At 67.2% G+C, this 13,100-nt stretch carries 17 protein-coding genes; 5 read left to right on the top strand and 12 right to left on the bottom strand.

The features are described from left to right. Nucleotides 1-63: 63 nt before the first annotated feature. The 5 genes from AC3ENO_RS10350 to AC3ENO_RS10330 form a co-directional block, all read right to left on the bottom strand. The gene (locus AC3ENO_RS10350) at nt 64-387 is read right to left on the bottom strand and encodes a DUF2469 family protein (RefSeq protein ID WP_195691615.1); all 324 of its coding nucleotides are present in this window, start codon (nt 385-387) and stop codon (nt 64-66) included. A gap of 62 nt (nt 388-449) precedes the next feature. Next, nucleotides 450-1,118, bottom strand: coding sequence for a ribonuclease HII (rnhB, locus tag AC3ENO_RS10345; protein ID WP_434970540.1), 669 nt, complete (start codon nt 1,116-1,118; stop codon nt 450-452). After that, nucleotides 1,115-1,882 carry a signal peptidase I gene (gene lepB, locus AC3ENO_RS10340; protein ID WP_434970539.1) on the bottom strand — a complete coding sequence of 256 codons (768 nt, stop codon included), beginning with the start codon at nt 1,880-1,882 and terminating at the stop codon, nt 1,115-1,117. The genes rnhB and lepB overlap by 4 nt, the downstream gene beginning before the upstream one ends. Before the next feature lie 144 nt (nt 1,883-2,026). Beyond that, nucleotides 2,027-2,374, bottom strand: a complete 348-nt coding sequence (gene rplS / locus AC3ENO_RS10335) for a 50S ribosomal protein L19 (RefSeq protein ID WP_434970538.1) — start codon at nt 2,372-2,374, stop codon at nt 2,027-2,029. Between the two features lie 161 nt (nt 2,375-2,535). Beyond that, complete coding sequence (locus AC3ENO_RS10330) at nt 2,536-3,027, bottom strand: MFS transporter permease (protein ID WP_434970537.1); 492 nt, start codon at nt 3,025-3,027, stop codon at nt 2,536-2,538. A 113-nt stretch (nt 3,028-3,140) separates the two neighbouring features. Between AC3ENO_RS10330 and map the strand changes: the two genes are divergently transcribed. Next, nucleotides 3,141-3,923 (top strand): type I methionyl aminopeptidase, encoded by a 783-nt coding sequence (gene map / locus AC3ENO_RS10325; protein WP_434970536.1) that lies wholly within the window; start codon nt 3,141-3,143, stop codon nt 3,921-3,923. 15 nt (nt 3,924-3,938) lie between these two features. On the opposite strand, the gene pyk is transcribed toward map, so the two are convergent. The 5 genes from pyk to rpsP form a co-directional block, all read right to left on the bottom strand. Further along, nucleotides 3,939-5,360: a pyruvate kinase gene (gene pyk / locus AC3ENO_RS10320; RefSeq protein WP_434970535.1), complete on the bottom strand. Its 1,422-nt coding sequence runs from the start codon at nt 5,358-5,360 to the stop codon at nt 3,939-3,941. 124 nt (nt 5,361-5,484) lie between these two features. After that, the gene (gene trmD / locus AC3ENO_RS10315) at nt 5,485-6,177 is read right to left on the bottom strand and encodes a tRNA (guanosine(37)-N1)-methyltransferase TrmD (protein ID WP_434970534.1); all 693 of its coding nucleotides are present in this window, start codon (nt 6,175-6,177) and stop codon (nt 5,485-5,487) included. A 1-nt stretch (nt 6,178) separates the two neighbouring features. Continuing rightward, complete coding sequence (gene rimM / locus AC3ENO_RS10310; RefSeq protein ID WP_434970533.1) at nt 6,179-6,841, bottom strand: ribosome maturation factor RimM; 663 nt, start codon at nt 6,839-6,841, stop codon at nt 6,179-6,181. Continuing rightward, nucleotides 6,825-7,055, bottom strand: a complete 231-nt coding sequence (locus AC3ENO_RS10305) for an RNA-binding protein (RefSeq protein WP_228178146.1) — start codon at nt 7,053-7,055, stop codon at nt 6,825-6,827. The genes rimM and AC3ENO_RS10305 overlap by 17 nt, the downstream gene beginning before the upstream one ends. Before the next feature lie 4 nt (nt 7,056-7,059). Then, complete coding sequence (gene rpsP, locus AC3ENO_RS10300) at nt 7,060-7,497, bottom strand: 30S ribosomal protein S16 (protein ID WP_434970532.1); 438 nt, start codon at nt 7,495-7,497, stop codon at nt 7,060-7,062. Between the two features lie 240 nt (nt 7,498-7,737). Here rpsP and AC3ENO_RS10295 point away from each other — a divergent pair, with 240 nt between their 5' ends. From AC3ENO_RS10295 to AC3ENO_RS10280, 4 genes are read left to right on the top strand one after another with little or no spacing between them, the layout of a single operon-like run. Continuing rightward, nucleotides 7,738-8,106: a DMT family transporter gene (locus AC3ENO_RS10295; RefSeq protein ID WP_434970531.1), complete on the top strand. Its 369-nt coding sequence runs from the start codon at nt 7,738-7,740 to the stop codon at nt 8,104-8,106. Continuing rightward, nucleotides 8,103-8,423: a DMT family transporter gene (locus AC3ENO_RS10290; protein WP_434970530.1), complete on the top strand. Its 321-nt coding sequence runs from the start codon at nt 8,103-8,105 to the stop codon at nt 8,421-8,423. Before AC3ENO_RS10295 ends, AC3ENO_RS10290 begins: the two co-directional genes overlap by 4 nt. 60 nt (nt 8,424-8,483) lie before the next feature. Then, nucleotides 8,484-9,644 carry a glutamate--cysteine ligase gene (locus tag AC3ENO_RS10285; protein WP_434970529.1) on the top strand — a complete coding sequence of 387 codons (1,161 nt, stop codon included), beginning with the start codon at nt 8,484-8,486 and terminating at the stop codon, nt 9,642-9,644. Nucleotides 9,645-9,704: 60 nt separating this feature from the next. Further along, complete coding sequence (locus AC3ENO_RS10280; RefSeq protein ID WP_434970528.1) at nt 9,705-10,157, top strand: methyltransferase family protein; 453 nt, start codon at nt 9,705-9,707, stop codon at nt 10,155-10,157. 47 nt (nt 10,158-10,204) lie between these two features. Here the strand turns inward: AC3ENO_RS10280 and AC3ENO_RS10275 are convergent, their stop codons facing one another. Then, the gene (locus AC3ENO_RS10275; protein ID WP_434970527.1) at nt 10,205-11,920 is read right to left on the bottom strand and encodes a glycosyltransferase; all 1,716 of its coding nucleotides are present in this window, start codon (nt 11,918-11,920) and stop codon (nt 10,205-10,207) included. After that, nucleotides 11,917-13,086: a hypothetical protein gene (locus AC3ENO_RS10270; protein WP_434970526.1), complete on the bottom strand. Its 1,170-nt coding sequence runs from the start codon at nt 13,084-13,086 to the stop codon at nt 11,917-11,919. The genes AC3ENO_RS10275 and AC3ENO_RS10270 overlap by 4 nt, the downstream gene beginning before the upstream one ends. Nucleotides 13,087-13,100: the final 14 nt, after the last annotated feature.

Genomic DNA, 13,100 nt, shown 5'->3' with positions numbered 1-13,100 from the left:
CGTCAGCGAACCGGCCATGAGGCCGACAAGCGCGCGACGATCCCTCTTGGGGAGGAACGGAGCTCAGCTGTCGAGGGTGAGCTCGTCGGGCAGCTGGAAGTCACCCCGCTGCAGTTCTTCGACGTTGACGTCCTTGAAGGTCAGGACGCGCACCGACTTCACGAAGCGGTCGGCGCGGTAGATGTCCCACACCCACACGTCGTTCATCGTGATCTCGAAATAGAAGTCGTGCTCCGTGTCACGGCGCACGACATTGACATCGTTGGCGAGGTAGAAGCGCCGCTCCGTCTCGATCACATACTGGAACTGGTGCACGACATCGCGATACTCGCGGTACAGCGCCAGCTCGAGCTCTCGGTCGTAGTCCTCGAAGACCTCGTCATCCATGGTGCTCTCATCCTAGTTCCCGGGGCACACGACCCAGCCACAGTCGACCGACGACCAAGCGCTCAAAAGAGCGTCGGAGCACCCGCGAAAGCCCACGACAGCCGGTGGTGGTCGCTCACGCCGTGCTCGAGAATGGCGGCCCGGTGTTCGGGACTTGCGTAGCCCTTGTTGCGCACCCACTGGTAGGCAGGCAGATCGTCGTGCAGACGCACCATGAGTTCGTCTCGGGCCACCTTGGCGATCACGGATGCGGCGGCTGCGCCTGCGCAGTCGCGGTCGGCCTTCACCACCGGCTGCACCCTGAGCCCGGGACCGGGGGCACGCGAGATGTAGTCGTGATTTCCATCGAGCACCACGACCGCCGCCGTCACGTCGACACCGTGGGCTGACAGCTCGGCCAGCGCGCGACGGGCGGCGAGCCCGAGCGCCGGCAGGATGCCGATCTCATCGATCTCCGCCGAGCTCGCCCACCCCACGGCGCTGCCGGCAACCCATCCGGCGGCGCGGCGCGCGAGGTCGGCGCGCCGCGCCTCGGGAACGAGCTTCGAATCGCGAAGTCCTTCGGGAACCCGCCGCCGCGACAGGGCCGCATCCACGACGGTGGCACCCACCGCGACCGGGCCTGCCAGCGCGCCGCGTCCGACCTCGTCGCACGAGATCACGAGGTCGTACTCGCGCAGCAGCTTCCGCTCCAGCGTGAGGCGCGGGACCGCTCGCGACCCGGTGCTCATCGCGCGTCGGCTCCCTCGCCGTCCGGAACACCCGCGAACACCTCGCTGTGCGGATCCAGGAAAGCCCAGCGGGAGATCGGCCAGGTGATGACGAAGGCGCGTCCGACGACGTTCTCGATCGGCACGAAACCGCCGCCGGGTTGCTCCTGATTGAACCGCGAATCCTTCGAATGGTCCCGGTTGTCCCCGAGGACCCACAGGCTCCCCTCCGGAACGACGACGTCGAACGGCACGAGGTTCGGTGAGCTCTGCCCCGGGTCGAGCTTCACGTATGCGGACTCGTCGATCGGCATGTCGTTGATCGTGATCTGCCCCAGCGCGTTGCAGCACACGACATGGTCGCCGGGCAGACCGATGACGCGCTTGATCAAGTGGTCCTCGGAGTCCGACACCGAGAGTCCCACGAGCGTGAGCAACCAGTCGACCCCCTCGACAAAGGGCGATTGCGGCGTCGAGGGATGCACGGGAAGCCACCCGCCCGGGTCCTGAAACACGACGATGTCGCCACGCTCGTACCCATTCCAGCGCGGCGTCAGCTCGTCCACGAGGATGCGGTCGTTGATCTGTAGCGTGTCCTCCATCGACCCCGACGGGATGTAGAACGAACGGACGAGGAACGTCTTCACGAGCGCGGAGACCACGACCGCGATCAGGATGATCACCAGAACGTCACGCAGGAATACCCACGCGCCCCGCCGACCTCCTCGTTGGCGCCGCTGCGACCGCGTCACGGGTTCAGCGGGTGCCTCGGCGTCGGAAGTCATGCAGCGATCCAATCCGTCCGACCAGATGCGGACGCTCAGACAAGGGTGTCACACGATGGGGCAGCACGAGTGTCGTGCAACGCCCGGAGAGACACGTGTGCCCCGGTACGAAGGGCACCGGGGCACACGGGGAAACGCGCGGAATCAGTTCTCGCGCTTCTCCTTGATCTTGGCCTTCTTACCGCGGAGCTCCCGCAGATAGTAGAGCTTCGCGCGACGCACGTCGCCGCGGGTGACCAACTCGATCTTGTCGATGATCGGGCTGTGCACGGGGAAGGTACGCTCGACGCCCACCTGGAAGCTGATCTTGCGGACGGTGAAGGTCTCGCGCACGCCGTCGCCGGAACGGCCGAGCACGACGCCCTGGAAGACCTGGACGCGCGAGCGGCTTCCTTCGACGATGTTCACGTGCACCTTGACGGTGTCACCGGGGCCGAACTCCGGGATGTCGGTACGCAGGGAGGCGGCGTCGACGATGTCGAGGGTCTGCATGATCGCTACTCTCTGCGGCCGCCGCAGGTCGGCCGCGGGTGATAAGGAAAGGATGAGGCGTGCCGCACCGCAGTCGAAACCAGTCGGTGGATTCCCCTGAGGCAGAATCCGTCAAGGCACAAACATCCATTCTGCCATGACGGATGAGCGGAACAAAACCGTCAGGAGCGCGGCTGCTGCTCCGTGATCACGATGACCTCGGGATCTTCTCGCCGCGGGGGCGTCGTGCCTGACGGTGGAATGTAGGGGATGCCCGACGCGCTGCGAAGCGTGACCAGGCCCGGCCGCGCCTCCCGCCACAGTTGCCACAGCATGAGCCAGAACAGCGAAATGCCCACCGCAACCGTCAGCAGGAACACCGGAAGCCACCACGCCGCCACGAAGAACCCCAGCGCGAACGTCAGCGCGTGCCACACGGCGAACCCCGCGACGTCCCACCACGACACCGCTCGGGCGGCGCGGGCGGTCGGCCGGGCGCGAACGAGGAGCGTCAGCACCAGCTGACCGATCAGCACCGACGGAATCGCGACCAGGAGAACCCAGAGCAGCGCCCATGCGCCCGCGTCGAAAGCGATCCATCCGACGAACAGCCACAGCGGCAGCACAAAGGCGGCCGGAATCATCCAGCCGTAAAATGCGCGTCGGAGCCACATGCTTCGATGCTACGCCGGGGCCGGGACGCCGGCGCCCGTGGCACGCGATGCGGGGCATCCTCACAGCCGGTCGAGGGTGCATCAGACAGAATGGACCGGTCGAGAGGAACCGGATGATCGAGTTACGCACCCCCGCCGAGATAGAGGCCATGAAGCCGGCGGGGCGTTTCGTCGCCGAGGTCCTCGCGACCCTTCGCGAGGAGACGCGGGTCGGCACGAACCTCCTCGAGATCGACCGGCGAGCCCACGAGATGATCCGTGCCGCAGGGGCGGAGTCGTGCTACATCGACTACCACCCGTCGTTCGGAGCCAGCCCGTTCGGAAAGGTCATCTGCACCTCGATCAATGACGCCGTGCTTCACGGCCTCCCCCACGACTACGCGCTGCGCGACGGCGACCTGGTCACCCTCGACTTCGCCGTGGCCGTGGACGGCTGGGTCGCCGACTCGGCTGTCTCGTTCGTCGTCGGCACGCCGCGGGATGAGGATCTTGCGCTCATCGACACGACCGAGCGAGCCCTGGATGCCGCGATCGCCGCCGCCGTCGTCGGCAACCGCATCGGCGACATCTCCGCGGCGATCGCGGCCGTCGCACACGGCGAGGGGCTCTCGATCAACACGGATTTCGGCGGCCACGGCGTCGGTCGCGAGATGCACGGGGATCCGCACGTCGCCAACAACGGGAAGCCCGGCCGCGGCTATCCGCTCCGCGCCGGCCTGGTCCTTGCGCTCGAACCCTGGTTCCTGCAGTCGACCGATCAGCTGCGCACGGATGCCGACGGGTGGACCCTGCGCAGCGCAGACGGCTCGCGGGGAGCGCACTCGGAGCATACGATCGCGATCACGCAGGACGGTCCGCTCATCCTCACTGACCGGAGCTTCCTCGGCGTCGACTGAGCTCGACCTCGAGGTTCAGGAGCCGTCGGAGGCGCCGACGGTGTGCACGCGCACGTTGTTGGTCGACCCGGCGATCCCGGGGGGTGCCCCCGCCGTCATGATCACGACATCACCGGGCTGAACACGCCCCGCGTCGATGAGCACGCGGTCAAGCAGTGCGATGAGCCCGTCGGTCGAGGCCGCGCGGGCGACGAGGAACGGCTCGACCCCCCACGTCAGCGCGAGCCGTGACCGGGTACTCGGAAGATCGGTGAACGCGAGGATCGGAACGCGGTGACGCAGACGCGCCATCCGGCGCGCCGAGTCGCCGGACTGGCTGAAGACGCACACGTACTTCGCGTCGACGAAGTCCGCGATCGTTGCCGCCGCAAGGGTCAGCGCACCACCCTGGGTCCGTGGTGTGGTGCCGAGCCGCGGAACCCGTTCGAGCCCGGTGTCCTCTGTCGATGCGACGATCCGCGCCATGGTTTCCACGACCGTGACCGGGTGGGCGCCGACGCTCGTCTCACCCGAGAGCATGACGGCGTCCGCGCCGTCGAGCACGGCGTTGGCGACATCCGAGGTCTCGGCCCGCGTCGGCACCGGGTTCTCGATCATCGACTCGAGCATCTGCGTGGCCACGATGACGGGCTTTGCCCATCGGCGAGCCAGTTCGATCGCGCGCTTCTGAACGATCGGCACCGTCTCCAGCGGCAACTCCACCCCGAGATCGCCCCGGGCGATCATGACCCCGTCGAACGCGTCGATGATCTCCTGCAGGTGGTCGACAGCCTCCGGCTTCTCGATCTTCGCGATGAGGGGAATCCGCCGGTTCTCCTCGGCCATGATGACTCGGGCTCGCTGCGCATCCTTCGGAGATCGCACGAACGAGAGCGCGATCATGTCCACGCCCAGCGCAAGTGCCCAGCGCAGATCGGCCTCGTCTTTCGCGCTCAGCGCCGGTGCGCTGACGGCGACGCCGGGGAGATTGATTCCCTTGTTGTTGGAGACCGCTCCCCCGACGACGACCTCGGTCCGCACCCGGATGCCGTCGGTCTGCAGCACCTTCAGCCGAACCTTACCGTCGTCGATCAGAAGCGTGTCGCCGGCGACGACATCGGCAGCCAGCTGCGGGAACGTGGTGCCGCAGATCTCGCGGGTGCCCTCGACATCCTCCGTCGTGATCGTGAACACATCGCCGGGCGCGAGGTGGTGAGGACCGTCGACGAACCGTCCGAGACGGATCTTCGGCCCCTGCAGGTCCACGAGAATGCCCACAGGCCTGCCGGTCGAGTCGGCGGCGCGACGCACATGAGCGTACGACTGCTCGTGGACGACCCGCTCGCCATGGCTCATGTTCAGCCGAGCGACATCCATACCCGCCCGGACGAGAGCCTCAACCTGGTCATAGGTCGCCGTCGCGGGACCGAGCGTGGCAACGATCTTTGCGCGGCGCATGGCAACGCTCCCTCCGGCGGGTGACGGGATACCAGTCTCGCGTGCCGGGCGGGCCGGTGGGTTTCCCGAATGTGACGAATCGGTGTCGGGACGCACGCGGCGAGCGGACGGCCGGCTCCGGGCCCTACTCCGGAAGCAGATCCGGGCGGCGCGTGCGCGTGCGTTCGAGCTGCTGGTCCGCGCGCCAGCGCGCGATGGCCGCGTGGTTGCCGCTGAGGAGGACCTCGGGGACCGCGCGACCACGCCATACGGCCGGCTTCGTATAGGACGGGTACTCCAGCAAGCCGTCCTCGTGGGATTCCTCGACGATGCTCGCCGGGTTCCCGACCATTCCCGGCATGAGACGCCCGATCGCCTCGATCATCGCCATCGCAGCCACCTCGCCGCCGTTGAGAACGTAGTCGCCGAGGCTGAGAAGCCGTACCGAGCCCCGCGCCGAGGCGTCCTCGAAGACACGCTCGTCGATGCCCTCATAGCGCCCGCAGCCGAAAACGAGGTGCTCTTCGAGGGCAAGCTCGCGGGCGGTCGCCTGCCGAAAGAGCTCCCCCGCCGGCGACGGGAAGATGATCGTGGGACGACGTTGCGCATCCGTGGGTGCGAGTGCGTCGAGAGCCTCACCCCAGGGCTCCGGCTTCATCACCATTCCCGCGCCCCCGCCGTACGGCGTGTCATCGACCGTTCGGTGACGGTCGTGGGTCCAGCTGCGGAGGTCATGCACCCTGACATCGAGCAGGCCGCGCTCTCGCGCTTTGCCGATCAGTGAGACCTCCAGGACGTCGAAGAACGCCGGAAAGATGGTGACGACGTCGATCCGCACGTCAGCTCCCGTCGGTTGCGGTCGCTGCATCCTCGGGTGAGCCGCCGGTGTCCGCGGAGGGGTCGGGGTCGTCATCCGGCAGGTCCTCGAACAGCCCCGCGGGAGGAGTGACAACGACGTGGCCGGCCACGGGATCGACCACCGGCACGATCGCCTTGACGAAGGGGACGAGCACTTCGCGGTCGTCGCGTGTCCGTACGATCAGGAGGTCCTGCGCGGGCAGGTGTTCAACCCGCACGACGCGCCCGATCGACTCCTCGCCGCGCCGCACGTCCAGTCCGACGAGCTGGTGATCGAACCAGGCGTCCTCTTCGTCGGATGCCGCATCCGCTGCCTCATCGACCCAGAGGATCGCGCGCACGAGGCTCTCTGCGGCAGTGCGGTCATCGACGCCCTCGAAGAAGGCGACCGGGTGGGAGTTCATCCAGCGGAACTCACGAACCGTCAGCGGTTTGCCGTGCCACGGAGAGGTGTCAGGGACCTGCAGCGTGAAGGTTGCCCCCGGGAAGAACCTGCCGTCGGGGTTGTCGGTGTAGAGCTCGAGCTTGAGAGCCCCCTTGAGCCCGTGTGCCTTGACCAGCCGTCCGACCCGGAGCTGGGTTCCTGCCGAAGGGGGCGGCGCGGGGCGCCCGTCCGAATCGACCACGTCAGTCGTCCGCGACATCAACCCGCACGCGGCGCCCGTCGGCCAGCGCCGAGATCAGGGTGCGGATGGCTTTGGCCGTGCGGCCGCCGCGCCCGATGACACGTCCCCGGTCGTCGGGGTGCACGTGCACCTCGAGTACCTCACCCCGTGAGGACTCCGACGAGAGGATGCGCACGTCGTCCGGGTTGTCGACGATCCCCTTGACGACGTGTTCGAGCGCAGCGGCGAGCACGGACTCAGGCTTCTGCGGTCTCGGCCGACTCGGCGGCCTCGGGCTCAGCAGCAGCGTCCGCGTCGACGGCCGGCGCCTCCTCGGTCTTCTTCTCAGCCTTGGGCTTGACGACCGACTTCTTGGCGGTCTCGACCTCGAACGCGGGCTTGGGCTCGGCGGTCTTGAGCGTCGACACGGCGTTCTTGTCGCCCTTGAAGGTGCCCCAGTCGCCGGTGATCTTGAGGATGGCGCGCACCTGCTCGGTGGGCTGGGCGCCCACGCTGAGCCAGTACTGCGCACGGGCCGAGTCGACCTCGATGAACGAGGGCTCCTCGGTCGGGTGGTACTTGCCGATCTCTTCGATCACACGACCATCACGCTTGGTGCGCGAGTCTGCGACGACGATGCGGTAGTAGGGCGCGCGGATCTTTCCGAGACGCTTGAGACGGATCTTGACAGCCACGATTCTCCTGTGTGGTGGAACTCGAACGAACTGATCGCCTGGAGCGTGGGGTGCACACCCGGCGGAAGCTCAGGGGGTTGGCGCGCTGGATAGAGGGTCGAGCGCGGTCCGACCCTCTATTCTGCCAGATCCCACCGGATGCCGAGAACCGCGCAGTCAGGACGTCAGGAGCCACCCCCCGGCGCCCGATAGCGTGTGAGCCGTGAGGCGACGGAAGACGGCCTGCCACGGAGGCGCACCATGACGAAATGGCTGTACCTGATCGGCGCGATCGTGCTGGAGGTCGGCGGAACGCTCTCGCTGCGCCTCTCGGTGGATTCGGCGGGGTGGTTCCTCGGGGTGGGCGTGGGCTATGTCGGGGCCTTCGCGTGCCTCACCCTGCTGCTGCGCGCAGGTGCCCCGATCGGTCTCACCTACGGTGTCTGGGCGGCATCCGGGGTGGCGCTCACAGCGGTGCTCGCAGCAGTGCTGTTCGGAGACCCGCTGACGTGGCTCATGAGCCTCGGGATACTGATCGTCATCGGAGGCGTTCTCCTGGTCGAGATCGGAGCCAGCGCGAGCCGTCGGGCAGCACCGCACGCCGCCGACAACACGGAGGCCGAACGATGATGTGGCTGTACCTGGTGGGCGCGATCGTCTTCGAGGTCACCGGGACCATGTCGCTGCGCGCGTCGGAGGGCTTCCGGCGCCGCGTGTGGATCGCGCCGGTGCTCGTTTCGTATGTGCTGGCCTTCACGCTTCTGTTCCTGTGCCTTGCAGAGGGGATGCCCGTGGGGGTCGCGTACGGAATCTGGTCGGCGACCGGGGTCGCGCTCACGGCAGTGCTCGCGAAGATCCTCTTCGATGAGCCGTTCACCTGGCTCATGGGTCTGGGAGTGGTCGCTATTGCGGGCGGGGTGCTGCTGATCGAACTCGGTGCGCACTGACCCGCGGCGTGGTGTGTCGCAATCGGCGGCAGACTCCGTGGAGCGTGCGAAACTGACGCCATGACGCTCGGATTCGCGACATCCGCTCGTTCGACCGTGGGGCTCGAGTGGGAGCTGATGCTCGCCGACCGCACGACGGGGGACCTCGCGGGCAAGGCGCCCGAGATCCTCGACGAGATCACACCATCGATTGAGCTCGAACGCTTCTCGCTCACGAGCGAGCTGCTCACGAACACTGTGGAGGTCACCAGCGGCATCGGTGCGACCGTGGCTGCCGCCGCGGAGGACATGGTGGACGGAATCCGCGCCCTGCGTTCCGCGACCGAGCCCCGCGAACTGGATCTGATGTGCGCCGGCTCGCATCCGTTCGCCCAGTGGTACGACCAGCAGGTGACCGACAAGACGCGCTATCAGGCCCTCATCGAGCGGACACAGTGGTGGGGTCGGAACATGATGATCTGGGGCATCCACATCCACGTGGGCGTCGAGGATGTGAACAAAGTCATGCCGCTCATCCGTGCGCTGTCGGCCTACCTCCCCCACCTGCAAGCACTGTCGGCGTCGAGCCCGTTCTGGGCCGGTGACCGCACCGGCTATGCATCCAACCGCGCGCTCGTGTTCCAGCAGCTGCCCACGGCGGGCCTGCCGTGGCTCCTCGAGGACTGGGAAGCGTTCGAGGCGTACCTGGATGACATGGTGCGCACCGGCGTCATGGTCGATGCCAGCGAAGTGCGCTGGGACATCCGCCCGGCTCCGCGATGGGGCACGATCGAGGTGCGTGCATGTGATGGGATGTCGACGCTCCCCGAGCTTGCAGCTGTCGCCGCCCTCGTGCAGGTGCTCGTCGAGCACTTCTCGCGCCGGCTTGATGACGGTGAACAGCTCACCGGCATCCAGCCGTGGTTCCTCCGCGAGAACAAGTGGCGTGCCGCACGCTACGGCCTGGACGCGGAGATCGTCGTCGACCGCGCGGGCACGCTCACGCCCGTGCGAGAGCACCTTCGCCAGGTGCTCGACGACCTCGCCGAGATCGCCGTCGAACTCAAGTGCGCGAAAGAGTTCGCCGGGGTGGAGACGATTCTCGCCACTGGCGCGAGCTATGAACGACAATTGCGGGTCGCGGACGAGAACGGGGGCGATCTGCGGGCGGTGGTGCGTCATCTGGTGACGGAGTTCCGGGACGGACCGACCCTGCGCGATCACCTCAACGCGCTTCGCTGAAGCCCATCGCGGGATGGCACCGCCGAGGACGCGAGCGGCTCGCCCTGGCAGACTGTCGCTGTGCGGCACCGTTCCGACTGGCTGGTCATCGCGCAGTTCGTGCTGCTTGCTCTGCTGCTCCTACCGGGGACGCCGACATGGGGTGCGGCGTGGCTCACCGTGCTGGCTGCCGCCGCCGGCATCCTCGGCCTCGGGCTGGCGATCACGGGCGTGGCGACACTCGGCCGTGACATCGTCCCGTGGGTCGCGCCCAAGCCCGGTGCCCCGCTGCGCACCCGGGGAGTCTTCCGTCTGACGCGCAACCCGGTCTATCTCGGCATCCTGATCGGATCCGCGGGCTGGGTGGCGTGGCGGGGGCGTGGCGAGCTGCTCGTCGTGTGGGTGCTGCTGGCGGCGGTGCTCATCGCGAAGGCGCACGTCGAGCAGCGGTACCTGCTCGACGCGTTCGGAGATGAGTACCGTGCCTACGCGGCGCGAACCTCGCTCATCCTCTGGCGCCGAGGAATCCGCTGAAGCCGGTCACCGCGACATCCACCAGCGCTCCGGCGGTCGCGCGCGGATCATCCGGGGGCAACCGCGCGATCACCCGTCCGGGAGGAACCGGCGGGTGCGACGGTCCCGGGCGTCGCCGTTCCGTCTTCGTGCAATTCGAAGGCCGACGTGCCGTGCTCGGTCTTCTGCCAGTAGTGCGGCTTGGTGATCAGCTGCCAGAGCGCCTTGTAGGAGGCGACCGAGTGCAGCAGCCAGTATGCCGGGTTGAGGATCGCCCACCCCACCAGGGAGAAGGCTCCCCGTTTGAACGGACCCATCATGTTGAGGTAGATCATCAGAGCGTTTCCGATGAGGAAGTTCAGCAGGCTCAGCCAGAGCACGATCGGGGGAAAGACCGGCGCGATGCTCCACCCGGCCAAGACAAGGGAGGCGACGAGCAGAATCGAGAAGGGAATGACGCCGAGAAATGTGAGCGGCGTCCCAGCGATGAGCAGTGCGAACGATCCGAAGCGGCGCAGTCCGATCTGACGGATCAGCGTACCCGGGCGACGGGCGTGCACGAGCGCTGTCTGCATGTACCCCTTGATCCATCGACTGCGCTGACCGATGAAGATCCCGATCGCGCTCGTCGCCTCCTCCATCGTGGTGGAGTCCACGACCCCGACTCGATACCCGAGCGCGCTCGCGCGGATGCCGAGGTCCGCGTCTTCGGTCACGTTGTACGGGTCCCATCCACCGAGCTCGCGCAACGCTCGGGTGCGGAAGTGGTTTGACGTGCCGCCCAGCGGAATCGGGAGGTCGCGAACGTCGAGTCCGGCGAGCATGTAGTCGAACCAGTAGCTGTACTCGAGTGTGAACAGCCGGGTCAGGACGTTCTCGCGAGCATTGAAGTAGTTCAGCGCTGCCTGCATCACGACCGTCTCGGGTGAGGCATGGGAGAAGGCGACGATGGTCTTCTTCAGCTGGTCGGGCTCGGGGGCGTCCTCCGCGTCATAGATGACGAGGAACTCGCCACGCGCGACCTCGAGACCGACATTGCAGGCGCGCGGCTTCGTCTGCGGCGATCCCTTGGGTACCGTCACGACAACGAAGTTCTCCGGCGGGTGCGAGGCCTCGATCGCCTCTCGCGTCTCGACGTCTTCCTCTTCGACGAGGACGATGATCTCGAGCTTGTGCGCTGGATAGTCCAAGCGCCCCAGGTTCGCCACAAGCCGCCCGACCACACCCGCCTCCCGGAAGACCGGCACCAGCACGCTGTAGATCGGTAGGTCCTCATCCCTGACCGTGCGGATCTCGTCGTCACTGACGCGTCGTACCAGATCGAACCGCGACCCGCGCAGCGCGACGGAGAACTTGAAGAGGGTACTGGCGAGGAAGATGACGCTGGCGACGGCGACGATCGAGACCACGGTCCCGATGGGCCACAGCACGACGAGCCCGACGAGCACGATCAGTCCGAGGAAGGCCCAGGCCTTTTGCCCGCGCGAGAGAACCTCGCGAGCAGACAGCCCCGGATCCTGCTGGTACAGACCATCTGCCGCCGACTCCACGAGCTCCTCCGAGAAGGACTCGACGATTGTCTCGACGATGTCGCGCTGCGACATCGATTCGATCCGGATCGGTGCATCGACCACTGCGCTGATGCGTGCGTCCCGCCGCGGTGACGACCGTCCGGAAGACCCGATGACGACGACCCCGTCCTCCCAGCGCAGCGGCACCCACCCCTCGCGGGCGTAGCGCAGGCGGAGGTCCGCGCGGGGAACCGAGGGGTCTGCCGGACTCATGCCAACACCCCCGCGAGCGCGTGAAGCCATCCGTTCACCGCCGAGCGATCCAGTGCGTCGAGAACGCCGACGATCCATAGCAACACGGCTGCGGCACAGACCAGGACCGACGGTACGGGGCCCCGGATGGCGGGCACCGCAGCCACCGCGAAGAGAAGCATCGCGATGAAGGTCGTTCCGGCGGTGCCAGGCGGGGTGAGTTCCAGCGTGTACGCAAGGATGATGCTCAGCGTGAGCGCGACGGGCAGCACGGCCATGGCCCGCGAGCCCAGCGCCAGCGTCGCAACGGAGACGATGACCATCGGCGCGAGGAACAGCAGGCCGGGAATCGTCGCGACGTTCTGAAGCACGCTTCCGAACCGCTCGCCGTTCCACGCAAAGTCACCACCGATCATCGCCCAGGGGTCGCCGACGAAGGCTGCGCCGAGCAACGCGAGCGATGCATAGACAGCGACGGTGGGGAACACGGCAACCACGGCGTTGGCCAGTCGTGCTCCCTGTCGCGACTGACGGAACAGAACGGCAGCAAGCGCCGCCACCACGGATGCGAAGATCAGCGTCGAGTCTGACAACGATGCGCACGCCAGCAGGATGCCGGCACGAAAGCCCGCTTGAGTGTTGGCCCACCCCACGAACCGTACGAGCGCGATCATTCCGAACCCGAAGAACATCAGTCCCACGATCGCTTCGAAGTTCGTCGTCGCGGTGAAGGCGAATAGCGGTGAGGTGGCCAGGACACCGACGAACAGGCTGCGCACCGGCAGTGTGAGTCCCCGGCGGTACAGCGCCTGGGCAACCGTCTGGACGATGTAGCCGGCAACGAACGACCCGGCGATCGCCAGTCCGAACGCGCCGCCCGGAATCACGAAGGCAAGGAAGTTCGTGATCGGCGGGTCAAGGAGTACGAGTGCCTGGATCGGGTCCGAGCCCGGGGCGAATCCCGATACGCGTTCAGAGAGGGCCTGGTTGGCTGTCCCTGCCCAGTCACCCGCGACGGCGACCTGGTATCCGAGTGCGAACACGGCATAGACGGCACCGAGGGCCACACGCAGAAGCGCACGACGCGCGGTGCTCCTCGGATAGCGCGGCACGCGTCCCGTGTCGCTTTCGAGGACGAGCGGCTCATCACGGGCGAACACGTTCGCCGCAGACAGCCCTGTCGTCACGCGTCCCGCCGCTC

This window comes from Microbacterium sp. bgisy207, from assembly GCF_057706855.1.
The sequence above is the reverse complement of the archived record's forward strand: the minus strand, read 5'-3'. Positions and strand labels throughout refer to the sequence as shown.

Bases quoted from the DNA above. Each gene is read 5' to 3' on its own strand.
- AC3ENO_RS10350 (WP_195691615.1), bottom strand. From the start codon at position 387: ATGGATGACGAGGTCTTCGAGGACTACGACCGAGAGCTCGAGCTGGCG.
- rnhB (WP_434970540.1), bottom strand. From the start codon at position 1,118: ATGAGCACCGGGTCGCGAGCGGTCCCGCGCCTCACGCTGGAGCGGAAG.
- lepB (WP_434970539.1), bottom strand. From the start codon at position 1,882: ATGACTTCCGACGCCGAGGCACCCGCTGAACCCGTGACGCGGTCGCAG.
- rplS (WP_434970538.1), bottom strand. From the start codon at position 2,374: ATGCAGACCCTCGACATCGTCGACGCCGCCTCCCTGCGTACCGACATC.
- AC3ENO_RS10330 (WP_434970537.1), bottom strand. From the start codon at position 3,027: ATGTGGCTCCGACGCGCATTTTACGGCTGGATGATTCCGGCCGCCTTT.
- map (WP_434970536.1), top strand. From the start codon at position 3,141: ATGATCGAGTTACGCACCCCCGCCGAGATAGAGGCCATGAAGCCGGCG.
- pyk (WP_434970535.1), bottom strand. From the start codon at position 5,360: ATGCGCCGCGCAAAGATCGTTGCCACGCTCGGTCCCGCGACGGCGACC.
- rimM (WP_434970533.1), bottom strand. From the start codon at position 6,841: ATGTCGCGGACGACTGACGTGGTCGATTCGGACGGGCGCCCCGCGCCG.
- AC3ENO_RS10295 (WP_434970531.1), top strand. From the start codon at position 7,738: ATGACGAAATGGCTGTACCTGATCGGCGCGATCGTGCTGGAGGTCGGC.
- AC3ENO_RS10290 (WP_434970530.1), top strand. From the start codon at position 8,103: ATGATGTGGCTGTACCTGGTGGGCGCGATCGTCTTCGAGGTCACCGGG.
- AC3ENO_RS10285 (WP_434970529.1), top strand. From the start codon at position 8,484: ATGACGCTCGGATTCGCGACATCCGCTCGTTCGACCGTGGGGCTCGAG.
- AC3ENO_RS10275 (WP_434970527.1), bottom strand. From the start codon at position 11,920: ATGAGTCCGGCAGACCCCTCGGTTCCCCGCGCGGACCTCCGCCTGCGC.